The 21,957-nt window shown below is 63.0% G+C and carries 17 protein-coding genes and 1 tRNA gene; 10 read left to right on the top strand and 8 right to left on the bottom strand.

The window, feature by feature from the left end:
* Positions 1-109: 109 nt before the first annotated feature.
* Positions 110-478, top strand: coding sequence for a hypothetical protein (locus L7A20_RS07530; RefSeq protein ID WP_135013333.1), 369 nt, complete (start codon positions 110-112; stop codon positions 476-478).
* 96 nt (positions 479-574) lie between these two features.
* On the opposite strand, the gene L7A20_RS07525 is transcribed toward L7A20_RS07530, so the two are convergent.
* On the bottom strand, positions 575-2,062 hold the full coding sequence (locus L7A20_RS07525; RefSeq protein ID WP_237222981.1) for a sugar ABC transporter ATP-binding protein: 1,488 nt from the start codon (positions 2,060-2,062) through the stop codon (positions 575-577).
* Positions 2,063-2,388: 326 nt separating this feature from the next.
* Positions 2,389-4,212, bottom strand: coding sequence for a phosphoenolpyruvate carboxykinase (GTP) (locus L7A20_RS07520; RefSeq protein WP_237222980.1), 1,824 nt, complete (start codon positions 4,210-4,212; stop codon positions 2,389-2,391).
* 445 nt (positions 4,213-4,657) lie between these two features.
* Between L7A20_RS07520 and L7A20_RS07515 the strand changes: the two genes are divergently transcribed.
* From L7A20_RS07515 to L7A20_RS07500, 4 genes are all read left to right on the top strand, one after another.
* Positions 4,658-4,733 (top strand) — tRNA-Arg (locus L7A20_RS07515).
* Between the two features lie 210 nt (positions 4,734-4,943).
* Positions 4,944-5,264 (top strand): 2Fe-2S iron-sulfur cluster-binding protein, encoded by a 321-nt coding sequence (locus L7A20_RS07510; protein ID WP_135013785.1) that lies wholly within the window; start codon positions 4,944-4,946, stop codon positions 5,262-5,264.
* A gap of 5 nt (positions 5,265-5,269) precedes the next feature.
* Positions 5,270-6,049, top strand: coding sequence for a DUF4232 domain-containing protein (locus tag L7A20_RS07505; protein ID WP_237222979.1), 780 nt, complete (start codon positions 5,270-5,272; stop codon positions 6,047-6,049).
* A 103-nt stretch (positions 6,050-6,152) separates the two neighbouring features.
* Entirely contained in the window at positions 6,153-11,816 is a 5,664-nt protein-coding gene (locus L7A20_RS07500) for a DEAD/DEAH box helicase (protein WP_237222978.1), read from the top strand.
* Between the two features lie 64 nt (positions 11,817-11,880).
* Here L7A20_RS07500 and L7A20_RS07495 read toward each other — a convergent pair whose 3' ends face one another.
* A complete protein-coding gene (locus L7A20_RS07495) occupies positions 11,881-12,024 on the bottom strand; it encodes a hypothetical protein (protein WP_167752381.1) in 144 nt (47 codons plus the stop codon).
* A 283-nt stretch (positions 12,025-12,307) separates the two neighbouring features.
* On the opposite strand from L7A20_RS07495, the gene L7A20_RS07490 reads away from it, so the two are divergent.
* Complete coding sequence (locus L7A20_RS07490; protein WP_237222977.1) at positions 12,308-13,192, top strand: DNA-formamidopyrimidine glycosylase family protein; 885 nt, start codon at positions 12,308-12,310, stop codon at positions 13,190-13,192.
* A 31-nt stretch (positions 13,193-13,223) separates the two neighbouring features.
* Positions 13,224-14,552: a peptidase T gene (locus L7A20_RS07485; RefSeq protein ID WP_237222976.1), complete on the top strand. Its 1,329-nt coding sequence runs from the start codon at positions 13,224-13,226 to the stop codon at positions 14,550-14,552.
* A gap of 117 nt (positions 14,553-14,669) precedes the next feature.
* On the opposite strand, the gene L7A20_RS11995 is transcribed toward L7A20_RS07485, so the two are convergent.
* Positions 14,670-14,792: a hypothetical protein gene (locus L7A20_RS11995; protein ID WP_272878483.1), complete on the bottom strand. Its 123-nt coding sequence runs from the start codon at positions 14,790-14,792 to the stop codon at positions 14,670-14,672.
* Between the two features lie 132 nt (positions 14,793-14,924).
* Here L7A20_RS11995 and L7A20_RS07480 point away from each other — a divergent pair, with 132 nt between their 5' ends.
* Positions 14,925-16,064 carry a pseudouridine synthase gene (locus tag L7A20_RS07480; RefSeq protein WP_237222975.1) on the top strand — a complete coding sequence of 380 codons (1,140 nt, stop codon included), beginning with the start codon at positions 14,925-14,927 and terminating at the stop codon, positions 16,062-16,064.
* Here L7A20_RS07480 and L7A20_RS07475 read toward each other — a convergent pair.
* On the bottom strand, positions 16,011-17,282 hold the full coding sequence (locus L7A20_RS07475; RefSeq protein WP_237222974.1) for an MFS transporter: 1,272 nt from the start codon (positions 17,280-17,282) through the stop codon (positions 16,011-16,013). The genes L7A20_RS07480 and L7A20_RS07475 overlap by 54 nt on opposite strands.
* 148 nt (positions 17,283-17,430) lie before the next feature.
* On the opposite strand from L7A20_RS07475, the gene L7A20_RS07470 reads away from it, so the two are divergent.
* Positions 17,431-17,973: a winged helix-turn-helix domain-containing protein gene (locus L7A20_RS07470; protein ID WP_237222973.1), complete on the top strand. Its 543-nt coding sequence runs from the start codon at positions 17,431-17,433 to the stop codon at positions 17,971-17,973.
* Positions 17,974-18,061: 88 nt separating this feature from the next.
* Here the strand turns inward: L7A20_RS07470 and L7A20_RS07465 are convergent, their stop codons facing one another.
* Positions 18,062-19,381 carry an MFS transporter gene (locus L7A20_RS07465; protein WP_237222972.1) on the bottom strand — a complete coding sequence of 440 codons (1,320 nt, stop codon included), beginning with the start codon at positions 19,379-19,381 and terminating at the stop codon, positions 18,062-18,064.
* A 183-nt stretch (positions 19,382-19,564) separates the two neighbouring features.
* On the opposite strand from L7A20_RS07465, the gene L7A20_RS07460 reads away from it, so the two are divergent.
* Complete coding sequence (locus L7A20_RS07460; RefSeq protein WP_237222971.1) at positions 19,565-20,827, top strand: glycoside hydrolase family 76 protein; 1,263 nt, start codon at positions 19,565-19,567, stop codon at positions 20,825-20,827.
* Here the strand turns inward: L7A20_RS07460 and L7A20_RS07455 are convergent.
* Together L7A20_RS07455 and L7A20_RS07450 are read right to left on the bottom strand one after the other, a co-directional pair.
* Positions 20,801-21,457: a hypothetical protein gene (locus L7A20_RS07455; protein ID WP_237222970.1), complete on the bottom strand. Its 657-nt coding sequence runs from the start codon at positions 21,455-21,457 to the stop codon at positions 20,801-20,803. The two genes, L7A20_RS07460 and L7A20_RS07455, sit on opposite strands and share 27 nt — an antisense overlap.
* Positions 21,458-21,466: 9 nt before the next feature.
* Positions 21,467-21,931 (bottom strand): MarR family winged helix-turn-helix transcriptional regulator, encoded by a 465-nt coding sequence (locus tag L7A20_RS07450; protein ID WP_237222969.1) that lies wholly within the window; start codon positions 21,929-21,931, stop codon positions 21,467-21,469.
* Positions 21,932-21,957 lie beyond the last annotated feature (26 nt).

Genomic DNA, 21,957 nt, shown 5'->3' with positions numbered 1-21,957 from the left:
GTCATCACACACCAGCTGAAGACAAGGGCCAGGCTGACCGCATCCACCGTCTCTTCACCTGTCGCTCCCCCGTAGCGGGCCGGTGCAGAACTAGACATAAGGAATTATCTTGTCACAGCTTGATACCTCCATCCAGGAACTCCTGTCCATTGAAGGCGCAACCGGTGCAGCTCTCGTTGATATCTCCTCCGGTATGGCTCTGGCCTCCGGCGGTTCACCCGGTTTCGACCTGACTGTTGCTGCTGCTGGTAACTCCAACGTAGTACGTGCCAAGCTCAAGACCATGAACGACCTGGGTCTGAACGGCAACATCGAAGACATCATGATTACCCTGTCTTCTCAGTACCACCTGATCAACGTTCTGAACGCTTCAGAAACCTCAGGCCTCTTCGTCTACCTGGTACTTGATCGCAACACCGCTAACCTGGCTCTGGCTCGTCACAAGCTGAACGCTATCTCAGGTCGCATCTCCCTGTAAGTCACAGGTAGAGGCAGTCTCTCAAGCCTTATAGCTCAAGAACCCCGGCAGGTAGCCTGCCGGGGTTCTTTGTAGCGTTAGGACGCCGGTGGGCGGCTAGACCAGGTCTTCGCCCAGGGCCTCGCCCATGAGGGTGTCTTCGGTCGCTGCCTTGTTCTGCTGGATTGAGACCAGCTCGCCCGAACGCATCACGGCGATGCGGTTGCAGAGGCCAATGAGCTCAGACATGTCTGAACCGATCAGGATGATAGAGGTACCCTTCTCGGTCAGCTCGGTCAGCATCTTGTAAATCTCGCTCTTGGCGCTTACGTCGATGCCGCGGGTGGGGTGGTTGAGAATCAGAATCTCGCAGTCGGTGGTCATCCAGCGTGCCAGGGCGACCTTCTGCTGGTCACCGCCCGAGAGCTTGCCAACTTCGCCCTGAATGTTAGTGGTCTTGATGCGCAGCTTCTGGATCTGCTCAGCTACCTCGCGCAGGGCGGAAACCTCGTGCAGGAAGCCTTCGGGGCTTTCCTTGAGGCCGGCGTTTTCCATCAGGGTCTTAGCGATGGAGCGTTCGTTGGCCAGGCCCAGCTCGTCGTCATTATCTGACAGGTAGCCGATGCCGTGGGCAACCGAGTCCTCGGGGGAGCTGATGGTGGCGTCCTCGCCGTTAATCTTGAGGGTGCCAAACTTGGCGGTCTCGTCCACGCCCACCAGAGCCGCTGCGACCTCGTTGATACCTGAGCGTCGCAGGCCGGTCAGGCCGAAGATTTCACCGCGGTCTACCGAGAAGGTGACGTTGTTGAGAGAGCCCTTGGCGCTGGTCAGGTTCTCAATCACCAGTTTGGCGTCCTCACCAGCGAACTCGTCGGGGCGTCCACCCATCTCGATTTCGCGGTTGAACATCTTAAAGGCGATTTCTTCTGCGGTCATCGTACCGGGGTTAATTTCGGTGTTGATGGTGCCCTCAGACAGGATGACGGCGCGGTTGGCCAGGGAGCGGATTTCGTCGATGCGGTGGGTGATGTAAATGACCGCGCGGCCTTCGGCGGCCAACTTACGGGTCACCTCGTGCAGCTGGTAAATCTCGTAGTCGTTGAAGGTGGCGGCGACTTCGTCCATGAGCACCAGGCGGGTGTTCTCGGCTTCCATGCGCACGACCTCAACCAGGGCCTGCTCAGCGCGGACCAGGTCGCCCATCTTAGCGCGGGGGTCTACCGCCAGGCCGATTTCTGAAATGAGTTCCTGGGCGCGAGCAACCTGGGCTTCTTCCTCTTCATCAGCGTGCTCGGTGGAGCGAAAGATCGCCTGAGCGACGGTGAGTTCGGGGTCTACCTTGAACTTCTGACGAATAGAGCCAACGCCGGCTTCAAGAGCTTCTTCAGGGGTGTGGGGAGCGTACTTTTCGCCGCCCAGGGTGATGGTGCCACCGCCGGGACGGTCCCAGCCGCCCAGAATCGACAGGAAGGTTGACTTTCCTGCACCGTTTTCGCCGAGAAGACCTACGATCTCACCGGCAGCTACCTCCAGATTCACACCCTTGAGGGCGCGAAGGTGCTCGTGGTTCTTGGTGAGGTTCTTGACACTCAGCAGATTTCCCACTCTTGTTTTTTCCTTCCGACAGATGCGAGGAGTAGGCCCTAAGCCGCACAAAAGCTCTGTGGTAAGTCGGTGGCTAGTCGATGAGCTTTCTGGGGGAGGCGCAGCGGGGCTACACAGTATTCAGCCATTCTTAAGCATTCTACAGAATATTAAGCCCGCTTTACGTCCACTCTTTGGGGTCATTCCGCTGTCCCCACCATAGGTTAAGGAGGCGACCTGTATAAAAGATTTTATACAGGTCACCTCCTTAACCGTGTCGCTCTATTTACTTTCGCTTGCAAGGACGCTGACAACAGCGCACTACATCAGTGAAAGGACGGCATACCTTAGTTCAGCTCAGCAGCTAAAGCATCTCGCTGGGCGTGAATTTCAGCGGGCACCTTATCGCCAAGGAAAGCTAGCCACTCGTCAATACCGGGCAGCTCTTCTGCCCACTCGTCTTTGTTGACGGCCAGGGCGGCAGTAAGTTCTGCATCGCTAATATCAAGACCGGTTAGATCGAGGTCATTCTTACCGGGCACGACGCCAAGGAAGGTCTCTTCACCGGCAGCTTTGCCATCCAGTCGATCGAAAATCCACTTGACCACGCGAGAGTTTTCACCGAAACCGGGCCAGGCGAAGCCCCCATCGGGGGTACGGCGGAACCAGTTGACGTAGTAAATCTTGGGCATATTCTCTTCACCGTGCTTCTTGCCCAGGTCAATCCAGTGCTGGATGTAGTCACCGGCGTTGTAGCCGATGAAGGGCAGCATGGCCATGGGGTCGCGGCGAACCACACCAACAGCACCCTTGGCGGCAGCGGTGGTCTCGGATGAGAGGGTCACGCCTCGGAAGACACCCTGCTCCCAGCTGGAGGCTTCAGCCACCAGGGGCACGGTGGTCTTGCGGCGGCCACCGAAGATGATGGCTGAGAGGGGCACACCGTCCGGTGCGTAGTACTCTTCAGCCAGCATGTCCGCCTGGGAGATGGGGGTGCAGAAGCGGGAGTTGGGGTGGGCAGCAGGACGGCCAGATTCGGGGGTCCAATCATTGCCCTGCCAGTCGATGAGGTGCTCCGGTACCTCATCGGTCTTACCCTCCCACCAGACGGAGTTATCGTCAGTGAGGGCCACGTTCGTGAAGATGGTGTTGCCCTTAGCAATAGCGCGCATGGCATTGGGGTTGGTGGACCAGCCGGTACCCGGGGCTACACCGAAGAGGCCTGCCTCGGGGTTGACCACGAAGGGCTTGCCGTCGCGGAATTCAATCCAGGCGATGTCGTCGCCGACCATTTCGGCCTTCCAGCCGTCAATAGTGGGGTCCATCATGGCAAAGTTGGTCTTGCCACAGGCTGAGGGGAAAGCTGCCGAGATGTACTTGCTCTCTCCCTCGGGGTTGGTCATCTTGAGGACCAGCATGTGCTCGGCCATCCAGCCCTCGTCGTGACCGATGGCTGAGGCGATACGCAGGGCGTAGCACTTCTTGCCCAGCAGGGCGTTGCCGCCGTAACCGGAACCGAAAGACCAGATTTCGCGGTCCTCGGGGAACTGAACAATGTACTTTTCAGGGTTGCAGGGCCAGGGGACGTCCGCCTGCCCGGCGGCAAGGGGGGCACCCACGGAGTGCAGGGCCTTGACGAAGAAGGCCTCGGTCTCGGTCATCTTCTTCAGCACATCAGCACCAATGGTTGCCATGATGCGCATGGAGGTCACCACGTAGGCTGAGTCGGTGATTTCAACACCGAACTTGGGGTTGGTGGCATCGAGTGAGCCCATGACGAAAGGAATGACGTACATGGTGCGGCCGCGCATAGACCCGGTAAAGAGCTCGGTCAGGGTAGCCTTCATCTCGGCGGGGTCACGCCAGTTGTTGGTGGGGCCAGCCCCCTCTTCGGTGGCTGAGCAGATAAAGGTGCGCTCTTCTACACGAGCTACGTCGTCGGGGTCTGAGAAGGCAACGTAGGAGTTCGGGAACTCATGGTCGCTGAGCTTGCGGAAGGTACCGGCTTCTACCAATTCGCCTGCCAGGCGGTCGTATTCTTCCTGGGAGCCGTCGGCCCAGTAGATACGATCAGGCTGGGTCATCTGGGCAATATCAGCAACCCACTGCAGCAGCTCTGCGTGAGTGGTGGGTGCCTGTGCGGTTACGTTGTCGATTGAAATGTCAGTCATCTGACGCTTCCCCTTATAAATCGTTGACCTGAAACACTCCACTGTGCCTCAGGTAAATATGCGCCGCTCCCCTAACTACCTGCCTACAGGCCGATAGAAACAGAAAAACGCGCCACCCATATCAATGAATAAACGCGTCGCGCGGTGCACTTTCACTTCATCGTGTGTTTCCAGGGTACATAGCTCGCCCCGGTTTGTCCTCATTGGTATGTAAATATTTCGTTACAGTCCTCTTGACCTGTGGTCTGGCCAACAGAATGCGGGCCCGGGTAAACTTTTTCAACTTTCTTCACCCCCTCTTTTTCCGCGTATTTACGCGGTTTTCACCCCAGATTCACCCCTTTTGAGAGCAGGGTCACGCATTTTCGATTTGCACAGCAACGCAAACCTGCGTAATGTATTACCTGTTGCCGCGACGGGCCGAGAAAGCCGGTCAACGCATGATGCGCCTGTAGCTCAACGGATAGAGCATCTGACTACGGATCAGAAGGTTGGGGGTTCGAATCCCTTCGGGCGCACCACCGATAAAAACCGGCCTCCTTCGGGAGGCCGGTTTTTTGTTACCCATACCAACCCTTCTCTCAGCTTCACACCCGGTACCCAGCAAACAGCAGGCGTCCGCCCACCGTAGTTTTAACCACAAAAAGCGGGGATAGGCGCACCTGCCCCCATAAAATAGGGACAGACCCTAGACCCGCAGCCTCACAGCTGCCCAGCACACGGAGAACACATTGAGCGTAAACATCACGGTCACTGACGAAAACGGCACCACCAAGGACGTCACCTGGGAACCCCACCAGACCATGCTTGAGGCCGTCCTCGCAGCAGGCTTCCCCGTGCTGGCAACCTGCGGTGGCAACGCCTCCTGCGCCACCTGCCACGCCTTCATCGACCCCGAGCACATCGAAGCAACCCTGCCCCGCGAAGAGGCAGAAGAAGACCTGCTCGACATGATTGACGACATCGCCAACGAGTGCTCCCGCCTGAGCTGCCAGACCGAATACACCGAGGGAATGGACGGGGCAAGCGTCACCCTACAGCCCGGAATGTAGGCTGCATGAAAGCACGTATCCCCCTTCTCCCCCTCGCAGCACTTGGCCTGCTCACGGTACTCACCGCCTGCGGTAGCGCCACTACCGGCACCACCACCGCAGAAAGCACCGTGAGCAGCCCGGCTGCTACGACCTCGTCCGCGCAGGCGTCCCCCTCGCCCACCGGATCGGCTACCAGCGCCGAGCCTTCTGCAGCGGCAACCACCCGCCAGCCCACCGTGCAAGAGGTCACCCCGGCCCCCAGTACCTCCGCTGACCCGGAACCGGTGCCCACCGGCACCGTTATCACCGTAGAGCCCACCGCGAGCGCCCAGAACCCTGCCGCGAGCGGTAGCCAGTTCGCCAGCTCGGCAGCTGGTGTTGCTGTTTGTGATTACGACCAGCTCTATATTGAGGCCGCGGTGGCTCAGGGCGGTGGTGCAGCGGGTTCGCGCTATATCACCCTGACCTTTACCAATACCGGGGATGCCAACTGCACCATGAGCGGCTACCCCGCTGTGCACTACGTTAATGCGGCCGGCCAGCAGGTGGGGGCGGCAGCTGCGAATGCTACCGAGTGGTCGTCTTCGGGTGGCGTGATTGCTCCCGGCGATTCTCTGACCGCTACCCTGCGTGAGACCCGGGCCCAGCTCTACGGGGATGCCTGCCAGAGCGTTTCTGCTGCGGGCTACTCGGTGCAGGCTCCTGGCTCCTCCCAGGCCCTGGTGCTGAACTTTGCGGCGGAAGCCTGCTCTAACACCTCTGTCGCCCAGCTTTCGGTGGGCGCGGTGGGGGCTACCCCCTAGCCAAGCGGCGGGCATCTGTGCTCTCAAGGCCGGGTGCACCGGGCTACCTTCCAGGTTGCCCGGTGTGCCCGGCCCGTTTGTTTTTAAGGGGATAATGGGGGCTATGGCAGAACCCGTTACCTCCCGTGCCCTGAGTTTTTTCTCGGCCCCCACCCGTCGCTGGTTTGAGGGGGCTTTTTCTGCTCCCACGGCTGCCCAGGCGGGGGCCTGGGAGGCGATTTCGGCGGGTCACCATGCCCTGATTGTGGCACCGACGGGGTCGGGTAAAACCCTCTCGGCCTTTCTGTGGGCGCTTGACCGCCTTCACTTTGAGAATCACGAGGGCGGGGGCACCCGCGTCCTCTATATTTCCCCTCTCAAGGCCCTGGGTGTGGATGTTGAGCGCAACCTGCGCGCTCCCCTGATTGGTATTGCCCAGACCGCCCGGCAGCTGGGGGTAGAGCCGCCGCAGGTGCGGGTGGGTGTGCGCAGCGGTGATACCCCGGCTAAGGAACGCCGCCAGCTGATTTCTAACCCGCCGGATATTCTGATTACCACCCCCGAGTCCCTCTTTTTGATGCTGACCTCTAAGGCCCGCTCGACCCTGACCAAGGTGCATACGGTCATTATCGATGAGGTGCACGCGGTTGCCGGTACCAAGCGTGGTGCTCACCTGGCGGTGACCCTTGAACGCCTGGACCAGATTCTTGAGACCCCGGCCCAGCGCGTGGGGCTGTCGGCTACCGTGGAGCCAGTTGAAACCGTCGCCCGCTTTTTGGGTGGTAGTGTGCCGGTGCAGATTGTGCGCCCGCCCTCGGCCAAGGAGTGGGAGCTGACCCTTTCGGTGCCGGTGCCCGATATGACGGCCCTGGGCGGCCCCAACGCCTACGGCGAGGGGGATAACTCCTTCAAGCAGGACAGTAGCCCCCGGCCAACCCCAGCGCCCGCCGGGTCAGGTGCCTACCTGGATAAGCTCACCGAGCGTACCCGCTCCCAGGTTCGCTCCCTGGACGCCACCGAGTTCGAGGGCCGAGCTTTCGACGACGGGGCCGTGCAGGCCGATACCCTGGCGGACGCCGGTACCCGGCCGGAAGTCTCTGTGCGGCTGGCGGAGTCCCTGCCTCAGGGGGTAACGGTGGCTGAGGCCCTGGGTATCCGCCCGGTAGCGGGACCGGCTCTGGGCTCCCAGCCTGATGAGCCTTCCTCTGACTACTTTGACCAGCCCCTGCCTGCACGGGCAAGTGCCGAGCAGGCCCTGTGGGATGCTGTGGGTGTTTTCCCCGGTGAGGAAACAGAATCTGCTCCCCATGCACAGAACCGAACCCAGCCTGACCTCACCATCGAGGAGGTGCAGGTGGCGGCGTCCGCCCCGGGCTCCGGCGCCGGGGGCGAAACCCCGAACCTCAACGGCTACCAGGCCTCCATCTGGCCGCACGTGGAAGAGCGCATTGTGGACCTGGTGGAGGCCAATCGCTCCACCATTGTCTTTGCCAACTCGCGCGGGCTAGCGGAGAAGCTGACGGCCCGGCTGAATGAGATTTACCTGGGTCGTCTTGAGGCCCGCGGGGAGCTGGGTGAGGTGACTGCGAGCGCAGCCACCGGAGCCCGCACCTACGCGACTACCGGCGGGGAGCCGAAGGCCCTGGCCGATGTGCTGGCTGAGGCCCTGGCCAAGGACGCCCCTACCCGGCTGGAAGCTGACGATGAGCGCCTGCCGGGGGCGGGTGCGTCCTTCCCCCTTTCAACCCAGCCCCCTGCCCAGGTGATGGGGGGCTCGGCGACGGCTGCCGGGGCTCCGCCGGTGCTGGCACGGGCCCACCACGGGTCGGTCTCCAAGGACCAGCGCACCCTGATTGAGGAGGCCCTAAAGTCGGGGCAGCTGCGGTGCGTGGTGGCCACAAGCTCCCTGGAACTGGGTATTGATATGGGCCATGTGGACCTGGTGATTCAGGTGGAGGCCCCGCACTCGGTGGCCTCTGGCCTGCAGCGGGTGGGCCGTGCTGGCCACCAGGTGGGAGAGGTGTCACGCGGCTACCTCTACCCCAAGCACCGGGGCGACCTGCTGAACGCCACAGTGACCGTGCAGCGCATGCTGGCCGGGCAGATTGAGCCCCTGGCTATTCCCGCTAACCCCCTGGATATTTTGGCCCAGCAAACCGTAGCCGCCTGTGCCCTGGGGCCGATTAGCGTGGAGGCCTGGTTTGAGGCCCTGCGGGCAACGGCCCCCTTTGCCACCCTGCCACGGGCGGCCTTTGAGGCAACCCTGGATCTGCTGGCCGGTAAGTACCCCTCGGACGAGTTTGCCGAACTGCGCCCCCGCATTGTCTGGGACCGGGACGCCGGGACGATTGAGGGCCGGCCCGGTTCCCAGCGCCTGGCGGTGACCTCCGGCGGTACGATCCCTGACCGCGGCCTCTTCCCGGTCTTCATTGCAGGGGCTGAGGATTCCAAGGCTCCCAAGAGGGTGGGTGAGCTGGATGAGGAGATGGTCTATGAGTCCCGGGCCGGGGACGTCATTGCCTTAGGGGCCTCGTCCTGGCGGATTGAGGATATCTCCCACGACCGGGTGACAGTGACCCCTGCACCGGGTATCCCCGGGCGCCTGCCCTTCTGGCATGGGGATTCGCCGGGCCGTCCCGTCGATTTGGGGCGGGCTCTGGGGGCCTTTACCCGGGAGCTGGCCCTTGAGAACAGTAAGGACGCCGGTGCCGCCCACGCCCGCCTGCGCGGCCTTGGCCTGGATCAGTGGGCCGCCGATAACCTGCTGGCCTACGTGGCGGAGCAGGCAGAGGCGACCGGTCAGGTGCCCAGCGAGAAGCACCTGCTGGTTGAGCGCTTCCGTGATGAGCTGGGGGATTGGCGTCTGATTCTGCATTCGCCCTTAGGTATGCCCGTTCACTCCCCCTGGGCCCTGGCCGTCGGCGCCCGGGCCGAGGAACGCTACGGGGTCAATGCCTCAGCTATGGCCGCTGACGACGGCATCGTGCTGCGCATCCCCGCCATGGAGGCCGAGCCGCCCGGGGCTGACCTCTTCATCTTTGACCCGGCCGAGCTCGAAGACATCGTGACCGAGCGGGTGGGTAACTCTGCCCTCTTTGCTTCCCGCTTCCGCGAGAACGCCGCCCGCGCCCTGCTGCTACCCCGCAAGGACCCGGGCCGCCGCACTCCCCTGTGGCAGCAGCGCCAGCGCTCCGCCCAGCTCCTGGATGTGGCCCGCAAGTACCCCACCTTCCCCCTGCTGCTGGAAACCGCCCGCGAGTGCCTGCAGGACGTCTACGACCTACCGGCCCTCACCGCCCTGCACAAGGATCTTGAGGCCAAAAAGGTACGCATCAGCGAGGTGGAGACCGAAACCCCCTCCCCCTTCGCCCGCACCCTGCTCTTTGGCTACGTGGCCCAGTTCCTCTACGACGGGGATTCCCCTCTGGCCGAGCGCCGCGCCGCTGCCCTGGCCCTGGACCCTGCCCTGCTAGCCGAGCTGCTCGGCAAGGACGAGCTGCGCGAACTGCTCGATGTTGAGGTCATCCGCTCCACCGAGGCCCGACTCCAGCGCACCGCTGCGGGCTACCGCCTGCGCGGGGTCGAGGGAGCCGCCGACCTGCTGCGCCTGCTCGGCCCCCTGACCGCCGCCGAGGCAGCCCAGCGCCTGCGGGTGCTCCTGGACCAGGGAACCGGTGAGGACGCCAGCGCCCCGACTGCCGAGGCCGAGACAGGTAAGCCGGGTGAGCGCGTCCTGACCGAAGCCGAAGCCACCGATCACCTTGAGGCCCTGGTGAAAGCCGGTCGGGCCCTGCGCTTCCGCCTGCATGGGCGGGAACTCTACGCCGCCATTGAGGACGCCGCCCGCCTGCGAGACGCCCTGGGCGTACCCCTGCCGATTGGGGTTCCCCTGGCCTTCTTGGAGCCGGTCGACTCTCCCCTGCTTGACCTAGTGGCCCGCTACGCCCGCACCCACGCCCCCTTCACCGCAGCCCAGGCCGCTGCAGCCCTTTCCTTGGGCGTCTCGGTGGTCGATACCGCCCTGCGCACCCTGGCAGCAGACCGGCGGGTTATCTCCGGTGAGTTCCTGCCCGAAGAGCTCCGCGCTGAGCTGGCCGCCGCCCGTACCGGCTCTACCGACCCCGCCTACCTAGCCGGAACTGAGTGGGTGGACGCCTCCGTCCTGCGCACCCTGCGCTCCCGCTCCCTGGCAGCCCTGCGCGCCGACGTCGAACCCGTTACCCCCGGCACCTATGCCCGCTTCCTGCCGCCCTGGCAGCATGTGGGCTCCTGGCAGGTCACCGAAACCACCGCCGCACCCGGCACCTTCGGGGCACCGGCCCAGCCCATCAGCGTCCGCCGGGACGAAAGCGCCATGCTCAGCGGCTACGACGGCCTACTCACCGTGATCGACCAGATCGCCGGGGTGCGGGTGCCCGCCTCAGCCCTCGAACCGCTCATTCTTAGGGCCCGTATCAGCGACTACACCCCCGCCCTGCTCGACTCCGCTATGAGCGCCGGGGACGTCCTCTGGACGGGCGCCGGCCAGCTCGCCGGGGACGACGGCTGGGTCGCTCTACACCTGGGTGAGAGCGCAGCCCTGACCCTGCCCGATGAGGTAGAACGCACCGAGGCGCTCGCCGCCCTGGGAGCCCTCGAAAACACCCTCTATGAGCTACTGACCGGCGGGCTCTTCTTCAGCCAGATTCAGACCCAGCTCGCCGCCCTGGCCACCTCGCTGGGCAATACGCCCCCGAGTGCCCAGGAGATTTCAACCGCCCTCTGGAACCTGGTCTGGGCCGGGCTGGTCACCGGCGATACCTTCGCCCCGGTTCGGGCCCTGATCTCGGGCGGGGCTTCGGCCCACAAGGTGGCTGCCCCCGTCCCCCGGGCCCGCTCCGTGGGAATGCGACGCGGGGCCTCCCGCCTCTCGGCTTCCCGTCTGGGGGTGGGCGTAGGCCGGGTCCCTGCGGTATCAGCCCAGGTCGCCCCCATCGATGGCGGACGCTGGGCCCGTATCGAGGCCGAACCGCTCGACGCCACCGTGGCAGCTGCCGCCCGCGCCGAACTGCTCATGGACCGCTACGGGGTGCTCACCCGCGGGGCCGTGGCCGTTGAGGACACCCCCGGCGGCTTCGCCGGGGTCTACCGGGTGCTGTCTGCCGCCGAAGAAAAGGGGCTGGCCCGCCGCGGCTACTTCATAGAGGGCCTGGGCGCCGCCCAGTTCTCGACCTCCTCCACCGTCGATAGGCTCCGAGCGGCGGACGACACCACCGCCGCAGACGAGGAGGGACAGGACGCCGCACCCGGCGCGTCCGCCTACACCCCGGTGCGCCGCACCCGCCACTCGGTCACCCTGCTCGCTGCCACCGACCCGGCTAACCCCTACGGGGCCGCCCTACCCTGGCCCACCCCCGTGGCCTGGGACAGCAACCGCACCCCCATCAAGCACAAGCCAGGGCGCAAGGCCGGGGCTGTCGTCATCCTGGTCGACGGGGAGCTCACCCTCTACCTGGAACGCGGAGGCAAAACCCTGCTGCCCTTTACCGACCGAGCCGACCGGGTGGAGGCGTCCGCGCCCCTGATTGGCCAGCTGGTGCGCGCCGGGGTTGCCGACAAAATCGTCATCGAAACCGCGGGCGGGGTGGATGTGCTCAGCTCCCCTGAGCCGCTACTACCTACCCCCGACCAACCGGACGCAGCAGCAGAGGGCGGCGAGCACCCCGTCCTCACCCTGCGCCGGGCCCTGCTGGCCGCAGGTTTCTACGCCACCCCACGCGGCCTGCGTATGCGGAAGGACTATTCCTAAAAACAGCAGAACCTCCCTTGCGTGGGGCAAGGGAGGTTCTGAGTGGCTAGCGGTCTCTCATTGATTAGGCGGTGAGGTTGTACTCCACGCCCTCGTAGCCAGCGCGGAAGGCGCGGACGCTGCGGGTAAGGTGCACGTAGAAAGCACCGAGAGACATCACAAGCATCATGACCATAACAACCATGAGTGCGGTAAAGAGCAGATTCATTGTTCTGACCTCCATCTAGGGGACAGGCGGCTGGGAGACCGCCTAAGGAGTCAGGGCCTACTCTAGCAACATCGCATGAGCCTGCCCTTTGTATTAAGTTAGTGCTGGGCCATAAACTTCAACGGTGAAGCATGACGTGAAACGACTATACACCCTTTCAGCAGGTGGCACGCAAGTTTTGCAGCAATTCTGGTCTACACTGTGAGCAGAGGGGCGCGCAGGGCGTCATAGATAAGTCATATTAGACAGGTCACATTTTGATAACACGGAGGGGTGCTTAGCAGTGCCTGAAGGCGATACCGTATGGCGGCAGGCCCGCTCTCTCCACCGCGCCCTTGCCGGTAGAACAGCCCACACTACAGATTTCCGCTACCCCCAGGTTGCCGACATCAATCTGGCGGGTCAGCCCATTCACGGGGCCCTCGCCCGGGGTAAGCATATTCTGCTGCGTATCGGTGAGATGACCGTGCACTCTCACCTGAAGATGGACGGCATCTGGCACCTCTATGGGCTAGATGCGGACGGTGCACGGGAGAAGTGGCGGCGCCCGGCTGATCAGGTGCGGGCTCTGATTCAGGCTAATGCAAGGCTTGATAGCGACGGGCAGGTAGTGCCCGGCAGCCACCCGGTCGAAGCCGTGGGCTTTACCCTGGGACTACTTGAGGTTTTCCCCACCAGCCAGGAGGCTGACCGCCTATCCTACCTGGGCCCCGATCTGCTCGGCCCCGACTGGTCGGTTGAGCAGGCGGTAGCTAACCTAGCTGCCCGACCGGAGCGCCCCTTAGGGGTAGCCCTGCTCGACCAGAAGAACCTGGCCGGTATCGGCACCATCTACCGGGCTGAGACCTGCTTTCTCGCGGGTCTTGACCCGCGCACCCCGGTGGGGGCGGTGCCCGATATCGCTGCCGTGGTCTCCATTGCCCGCCTGCTGCTGGATACTAACCGCGGGCGTCCGCACCGGGTCACCCACACCAGCGCCGAGCCGCTCTGGTGCTACGGGCGTGCCCAGCGCCCCTGCTACCGTTGCGGGGAAACCATCGTCAAGGAAGACCTCTCAGAAACCGGCACCGGCGCCGACCGCTACACAGCGGGCCACCTGTACGCCCGTGAGGAAGACACCGACCGCATCAGTTTCCGCTGCCCCGGCTGCCAGGAGCTACTGAGCTAAGTTTCCGCGCCCCAAGAGTAGACTACTCACCATGAGCACCACCACATTCACCCCCACCTACGCCCCCGATACCGACCTACAAGAAGCGCTAGCTGCCCGCTTTCTGCGCTACTCGGTGATTTCTAGCCAGTCGGACGCCTCAGCGTCGGTCGTGCCCACCAGCCAGGGCCAGTGGGAGCTGGCCCACCTACTCAAGGACGAACTCACGGCAGCCGGTGCCCACAACGTGCACCTGAGCGACACCTGCGTGCTGACCGCCCGTATTCCCTCCACCCTGCCCGCGGACACTAAAGCCCCCGCCATCGGCTTCTGCACCCACCTCGATACGGTTGACGTCAACCTCTCCCCCGATGTTCATGCCCGCGTCGTCGATTACACCGGAGGGGATATATGCCTGAACACCGACCTCGACATCTGGCTACGCGAGGCCGAGCACCCCGAAATCACCCGCTACACCGGCCAGCGCATCATCGTCACCGACGGCACCAGCGTGCTGGGAGCGGACGACAAGGCCGGGGTCGCCTCGGTCATGGAGGCAGCCGTGCGGCTCTTAGCTGCGGACGCGGACGCCGCCGGGCAGGCAGGTACCCAGGGGCAGGGAGGCGGGGCGGGTGCGTCCGCCCATCCCGATATCTATCTCTCCTTTGTGCCGGATGAAGAAATCGGCCTGCTGGGCGTGCGCACCATGGACCTGGCGCGTTTCCCCGTGGATTATGCCTACACCCTGGACTGCTGCGAACTGGGTGAGCTGGTTGAGGCTACCTTCAACGCCGGGCATGCCCGCCTGCACGTTGAGGGCGTGACCGCCCACCCCATGAACTCCAAGGGCAACCTGGTCAACCCGATTCTGGTGGCCCACGACTTTATCGCGGCCCTCGACCGCACCCAGACCCCCGAGCACACCGAGGGGCGAGAGGGCTACCTCTGGGTCAACGGGATAGCGGGCAACCAGGCCACCGCTAGCGTCGATATCAGCATCCGCGACCATGACCGGGCCGGCTACGAAGCCAAAAAGGACTTCCTGCGCGACCTAGCTGAGCGGACGGCAGAAGCCAACCCGCGGGCGTCCGTCACGCTGGATATCTCAGATATCTACAGCAACCTTGAGGACGCCAAAACCAGCACCAACGCTGTGGCGGCCGAGCGCCTGCGTGCAGCCTTTGCCCGGCTGGGTATCGAGCCCATCAACCTGGCCATGCGCGGGGGTACCGACGGCTCCTACCTCTCCACCCAGGGAATCTACACCCCCAACTTCTTCACCGGGGCGCACAACTTCCACTCCAACTGCGAGTTCCTGCCCCTGCCCGCCTTTGAGGCCAGCTACCGGATGGTGTGGGAACTGATGGCGGGCTCCTTTTAGCCGCCCTTGACGCACAATACAAAGCAGATAAACTGGTTTTATCTTAAGGATGACAGCAAACAAGGCGGGGCAACCCCGGTAGCCGCTTACTACCAGAGTCGCCCCTTGCTGTAGGACCTATCGAATGAACGGTTCGATAGCTTCCAAAAGCTTTGCTACAGCTCCGATGAGTATTGCAGTAGCGACGATTCTGACTGCAATCTTGTCGGGGCTGTTTTTCTTAGCCTTGCTTTTAGCCACAGCCATTACCTCCTCTCTGGTCTCACGCTCGCGGAGATTTTCTTAAGGATGGATGTACCGCGTGGAGTCCACGAGAGAGGCAGTTCAACTCTATCAAGCAGGCCTTGGGGTCTACCTGCGATAATAGAGCCCATGCGCCGAATCAACCGCCACCTTTCCCCCAAGCCCCTGCCCCAGCGCAAGGGGATTGACGCCGTCTCTTTTGTGCTGCCCGACGCGGGCAACCCCGAGAACGACACCCTGGGCGCAAGCACGGTGTTGGACTACCTGGTTGCCCGCTTCTACCCCCACGAGCGCTCCCTCTTTACCTCCCGCTTTGAGCGCGATGAGGTGAAGGACGCCGACGGTCAGGCGGTTGCCCCCGATGCGCCTTTGACGGGGCAAAAGATCTGGTACTACCGGGAACTGGGGGTTGAAAAGCCCGTGCCCTTTGACATGCCGGTGCTCTACGAGGACGAGTGGGTTTTGGCCATTGATAAGCCCCATTTTCTGCCCACGACCCCGAACGGCTCCTTTGTCGCGCATACTGCTCTGACCCAGCTGCGGGTTCGGGAGAACAACCCCGATTTGATTCCGATTCACCGCCTGGATAGGGCAACCGCCGGGGTGGTTCTTTTTGCCAAGACGCCCGAGGCCCGGGCCCCCTTTCAAACCATGTTCCAGCGGCGCGAACCCACCAAGACCTACGAAGCAGTGGCGGCCCCCATCGCTGGGCTGGGAGAGGGCGAAAGTCTGACGGTGCGCTCGCGCATTGATAACCAGCACGGGGCTATGCAGGTAGCCCATACCGGTGTTGAGCTCCTGCCCGGTGACACCGGCCCCCTGCCGGTAGAGACCAAGGCTGAGCGGCGCGAGCGCCGCCGCTTGGGGGCGTCCTTTGAGGGGCTCAATGCTCAGTCGCGTATTACCTGCCTAGAGGTCTTTGAGCTGGCGGACGGCGTCCTGCCCGCTGTATCTGAAGCCAACCCGGCCCTGCCCCTGCCGCAGGCGGGCACACCCCTGGCTCACTATCTTTTGGAGCCGCATACCGGCAAGACCCACCAGCTGCGGGTGCACCTGGCGGCGGCAGGGGCGCCGATTGTGGGGGATGTGGTCTACCCGGCCGTCCTGCCCATCGCCGAGGACGAGCCAGCCCTCCCCCTCCAGCTACTGGCCAGGTCGCTTACTTTCCCCCACCCCTTCACCGGGCAGACCGTGACGGTGCGAAGTGGGCGGAGGCTAGGCCTCGTCGAGCAGGTTCCGGCTACGGGCGAAGTCAGACCATTGCTCTGAGGCAGGTAGTGCTATGAGGTCACGGCTGCTCATTACCACGAGGGTGGCGCAGAAGCAGGTGATCGTAAAGAAAATCGCAGTAGCGGAAGGGCCAGCTAGGCCCAGGCCCCATCCAGCAAGCGCCGGGGCCAAGGAAGCAAGGCCGACAGCCACGAAACCAATGAGGGACTGAACCCGCCCCAAGATGTCGTTGGGAGTAATGAGGGTTAAAAAGCCCAAAAGGCCGGCATTGAGGGTAGGTATGACGAGGACGGCGAGAGCTAACGTGAAAGCTACCCAGCCGATTCCGGGGAGCCAGGGAAGCAGTCCCAGACAGATGGTAAAGGTTAGGAAACCGACGATAAGGACGCGCCCGGTGGGGAGTTTCTGAACAAGATAGCCTGCGCAAAGAGCTCCGACCATCATGGAGGCTGAGACCGTAGCCATCAAAGCACCTAGAGCGACGGGGCTTGTTCCGGTTTGGGTGTAGCTGAGGGTGAGGGTCATGAGGGTCCCGCTAATGCTGAAGTTCAGCAGGCAAATAGCGCAGGCCAAAACGACAAGTAAGCGACGTTGGAGTAGCCAGGCACCCCCTTCTAGGAAATCATTAAGGGCGCTACGGGCGGAGAATCGAGAAGGCTTAGCACCCTGCGGCGCGTAGCTACCTGTCATAGCCCAGGTGGTAGCTAGAGAGATGATCTGGCCTAGAAGCTGAGCTAAGGGCGGGTAGGCGAGACCGATGGCCAAGAGAGCGCCGCCGGCGGGACCACCGCCTAGACCGACAGCGGCATCCCTCCCCTGATTGATAGCGATTGCCCGAGGAAGGTCTGTTTCGGGCACCACCTCTTTAATCATGGCGTTAGAGGCTTCTGCCAGTAGAGATGAGCGGAGTCGATCTCCCAGAGCCAAGGCACTGAGGGTGCCGACGGTGGCGGTGCCGGTCAACAGGAGGGCAAGGAAAATGATCTGAGCCAAGATACCTAGGAAACAGGAAAGAAGTCTCAGCCTACGCCGGTCGTGTCGGTCTGCAAGGACACCACCGGGCAGGGTTCCCATAACCTGCCCCAGCCCCTGGAAAAGAGCAACCGTTCCGGCTGTCGTTGGTGAGCCGGTAACCGCCAGGGTAATCAGAGGAAAAGCGAAGGTGCCTATGCTGGTGCCCAGGTCAAGGAAGAGGTCGCCGCTGAACCAGAGGCGGTACTCGCGGTTGCGCCAGAGGGATGAGGTATGCGATGTCATAGCCACACCCTAACTTAAGCAAGAATTATTGCGCAATATATATTGCGCAATAATTTTTGAGGAAACACCCAATATTTCCTAGACTGACCCCATGACCACACCGGAGCAACCTCCCAAACCCACCACCGTCCGAACTCAAATGCGGACCTTGGCCCACCCCGTCCGCGTCCGCATCGTCACCACCCTAGCTAGGCTTACCTACGCCCGCGCCACAGACCTAGCCCGGGAATTAGACCTGCCCTCTAACGCCCTCAGCTACCACCTGCGAGCCCTTGCCAAAGGTGGCATTATCACCGAAGCCCCCGAGCAAGCCCGCGACAAGCGCGACAGAGTATGGCAGCTCACCACCCGCGAGGGCTTCACTCTCGACGCCCAAACAGCAACTACTGAGGACGCAGCCCTCTCCCTGGGGCTCATCAATGCCCAGCTTGACCACGCCAAAAGCACCTGGCAGCTGGCACTCAATTCCGCCAGCACAGACCAACCCCTACTGGTGCCGGCCAAAGGTTCAGCCCTACTCGTCTCCCAGCTACACCTCACCCCTGAGCAGGCCGAAGAACTCAGACAAAAAATCTCTAACCTCATCGACAGCTACGAGACCCAAGGGAAACAAACCGCCAACACTCAGAGCTACGACTTCTTACTCTCCCTGGCCTCAACCAGCGCTCCCCCACCAGCCTGGGAACAATGAGCTGCCGAATGTGACGCCTTTTCCCGAATGTCGGGAGTAAGCCCACCCGCTCGGGAATAAGAGGCACATTCGGCCCGGGACTTTGAAGCTACTCGACCACAGGCGCAGGGGCACCTTTTTCTACTGACTCAGCACTCCTGGCCGGCAGCAGCTGCAGGCCGCGCACCACCAGGTAGATAGCCACCAGTAGCCAAAGGCCAGCCAGCGCCCAGGCCACCTGATAAATCGTCACAAAGGCCAAAACCGCCGAGGTAGCCACCAGGCCAATCGGCGCGGCCACCTGGCTAATAGCCATAAAGATTGAGAACGACCGGCCGCGAATCTGCTCGGGTACACCCTCAGTCACCAGCAGGGTCTGCAGGGGGTTCATAATACCCCCGCCCAGGCCGGCAACACCCATACCCACGATGGCCAGCCAGGAAGTTTCGAGCAAGGCCATGCCAAAGAAGGCCAGGGTATTGAAGACCATACCCACCACCCAGGCCCGGCGCGGGAAGGGAATAATCTTCCCCGCCACCATACTGGTCACCATTATGCCCACGGCAAAGGCAGACATGGACGCCCCGTACAGCCCCGGCTGGTTAATTCCCTGAAAATGCGCGGGTAGAAGCACCATTAGATAGGGCATTACCAGGGCCATCGATAGCAAAGAATCCAGAGCCAGCAGACGAATCACCGGGTAGCCCAGGGCCTTCTTCCAGCCCGCCAGCCCCTTGAAAGGGTCTTCGGTAGGGGCTTCAGGGGAGGACGCTGGCACCTGCCCGTCCTCACCCAGCTGGGCAGCGGCGTCCTGCCCCTCAGCACGGACGTCCGCGCCCGCCTTCTGCAGGCGCAAGCAGGCGGTCAGGGCGGCGGCCACCAGGGAGCAACCGGCCGTAATCCAGAGAACCTGCTCGATGGGCAGGGCCGTCATCAGCACACCGGCTACAGCCGGGCCCACCAGGAAGCTGACCCCGCTCAAAGCCTGGTTCCAGCCAGAAATCTGGGCAACCTTCTTACGCGAGGTCGCAGCCACATCACCCACCAGGGCAGCGCGGGCACTCATACCCGGGATATCACCCACCGCACCCAAAATACCGATGATGATGAACCAGCTCAGCGTCAGCCCAAAAACCATATCAACCGCAATCACGGCCATCACCGACAGGCCCGAAATGATATCCGAAATCACCGACACCGGTTTCCGGCCCAGACTATCGACCAGATTGCCCCCAAAATAGGCAAAGACCAGCGACGGCACTGCAATCGCAGCCGCCACGATACCGGCAGCAGCCGGGTTACCGGTGCGCTCTAACACCAGCCAGGGCCAGACAATACCGGCAATAGAATTGCCCAGCATCGACAGGGCAGCAGACGATAAATAAACCCAGACGGCAGAAACCCGCCCAGCAGAAGAAGAGGTGTGCATTCACCATACTTTAGCAGAAGCACCCTGCCGCCGAATGTGACGCCTTTTCCCGAATGTCGGGAGTAAGCCCACCCGCTCGGGAATAAGAGGTACATTCGGCACAAGAGCACCGGCACCGCCCAGCCGGTAGACTAAAAACCGGCCCACACCACCGCCCACCGACGCGCCAAAGAAAGAAACGCCATGCACCCCAAGCACCTGCAGCACTCACCCGACCAGCTCGCAGCGCTCACCGCCGAGCACCGCCACACCCTGGGGCAGCGGGCAGGCACAGCAGCCCACTCCGTCACGCGGCTCTTCGGGCACCGGGTCGCAGGCGTCCCCGGTACCCTGCTAGGGCGCACCCTCCACCCCGACACCCGCCGCCGCAGCCAGCGGCGCGGTGAATGGCACTACTGGTGGCAGGCCCACCTGCTCGACAACCTCGTCGATGCAGGCTTCCGCCAGCTCACCACACCCGACGGGCAGGGCCAGGCACAAGCGTCCCTGCGCCAGGCCCGCGCGGTACTGCGCGGCATCCAGATGCGCAACCTCGGCTCCTACCCCAACTCCTTCTACGACGACATGGCCTGGCTGACCCTGGCCTGCGAGCGCCTCAACCGGCTGGCGCTCGCCGTGGAGGGCAACGGGGATTCTGCGGCCCAGGACGCCGCCACCCGGCTGTACCGGGAGCTGGCAGCTGCCTGCACCCCTGAGGTGGGTGGGGGTGCCTTCTGGTCGAAGGACCACGATTTTAAGAACACCCCGGCGACCGCCCCCATTGCCCTGGCTCTCGCGCGGGCCCACCGGTATGACGAGGCTGCTGCCCTCTTGAACTGGCTGCACGCCAACCTCTTTGATGCTGAGCGCGGCCTCTACCTGGACGGGGTCAAGGTGGCCGGGCGCGGGAGTCGCGCCGAGATTTCCTCGGTGGAGCGCGGTCTCTACACCTATAACCAGGGGCCGGTTCTCGCGGCCTATCTGGCGGTGCTTGATGCCGGCAAGTCTGAGATGCTGACGGTTGACCCGGCTAAGCATATCGCCGAGGTTCTAGCCGGTATTGACCGGGAGTTTGGCCGAGATTTTGAGGTGTCAGACGCAGAAACTCTGCGGGTTCTAGCGACCCAGGGCGGCGGGGACGGCGGACTCTTCACCGGTATTTTGGTACGCTACCTTGCCGAGGTTGCCGCACACACTGCCCTGCCGCAGGGCGTACGGGAGCAGGCGCGGGATTTCGTCCTTGCAACCGCCGAACTCTTCTGGGACGGACGCCGCGAGTTCGACCCCGACCTGCCCATGAACGAGCTCGGCATCGACCCCACCGAGATTCGCGGTGAGGCTGTTGCCCTCTTTTCACCCGATGTCACCCGGCATATTTCTGAGGTTCTCAAGCCCGCCCAGCCGGTTGATCTTTCGACCCAGCTCCAGGCCTGGATGGTGCTAGAAGCGGCGGCGCGGGTTTTCTAGGGTGGGGGCGGCCGCCTTATTCGCGCAGTAGACGGCCCAAAGTCCCAGCGCGCCTAGAAGCATCAGCAATAGGCCCACGGTATAGCTTGAGGCAATCTCAGACACCGGGAAACTGAACCCTGACGGATACCAGAACATGCCGGTGACGAGGGGCTCTGCTACAGCCCCCGCGGGAACCAGATAGCGCAGGAGCTTCCCTATGCGGTCGTCCTGCGCGGACCTAGCGCCCAACCAGCCCAGGGGCCCCGATATGATAACGGCTGCAATAAACCAGTGGTAGTTCTCAATCCAGATGCTGGCTTCCATGATGCCCAGCAGGTTCCCCAGGGCGTAGTGCCCGGCTAGGGCACCTAAGGACGCTGCTACCGCGGCTGCCACAGGCACCCAGAGCGGGGCGGGGCGCGCCTTACTACCAGACCACAGCCAGCCCGCGTAGAACCCCAGGGCTGCCCATAGGGTGCCCGAGTTGAGGAGCTTACTCACCACTTTACGCACATAGGTGATGGCCTCAGCTTGACCCGAGAGCTGGGCTTCTGTGGTGATATTGCTCAGCAGCGATGCAACCGCTATGCAGAGGACCAGAGCGACGCAGGTGAGCAAGGGTCGGGCTTTGAAACGCGCAAGAACCATACCCCTAACCTACTTGGTTCCATCTGCCCGTGGAGGTGTTTCGGCCAGGTGCTCGGCTAGGGCATCGAGTTCGGCCTTGAGGGCCAGGACGTCGAGGCCCTCAACCGCGCAGGTGGCGTAGATGGCCCCGGGGACGGACGCCGCGCGTCCTCTCAGCTCCTGCCCGGCAGGGGTGAGGCTGACGAGGGTGCGACGCTCGTCGCGGGCGTCGCGGGTCTTGGTCAGCAGGCCGTGGTCAATCAGGCGCTTGATGAGAGGGGTCAGGGTGCCGCTGTCGAGGTCGAGGCGGGCGGCAAGTTCTTTCATGCCCAGCCCGTTGGGGTTCTCCCACATGACCAGCATGACCAGGTACTGGGGGTAGGTCAGACCTAGCTCCCCCAGGTGCTGCTGGTAGGCGCGGGTGACGGCCCGGCTGGAGCGGTAGAGGGAGAAGCAGAGCTGGTTGTCGAGGGCGAGGCTGCTGTCTTGGTTCATTCCACCCAGTATAGGTTGTGGGCAAA

It is taken from the genome of Rothia nasimurium (assembly GCF_928381415.1).
Lineage (GTDB): Bacteria > Actinomycetota > Actinomycetes > Actinomycetales > Micrococcaceae > Rothia > Rothia nasimurium_H.
The sequence above is the reverse complement of the archived record's forward strand: the minus strand, read 5'-3'. Positions and strand labels throughout refer to the sequence as shown.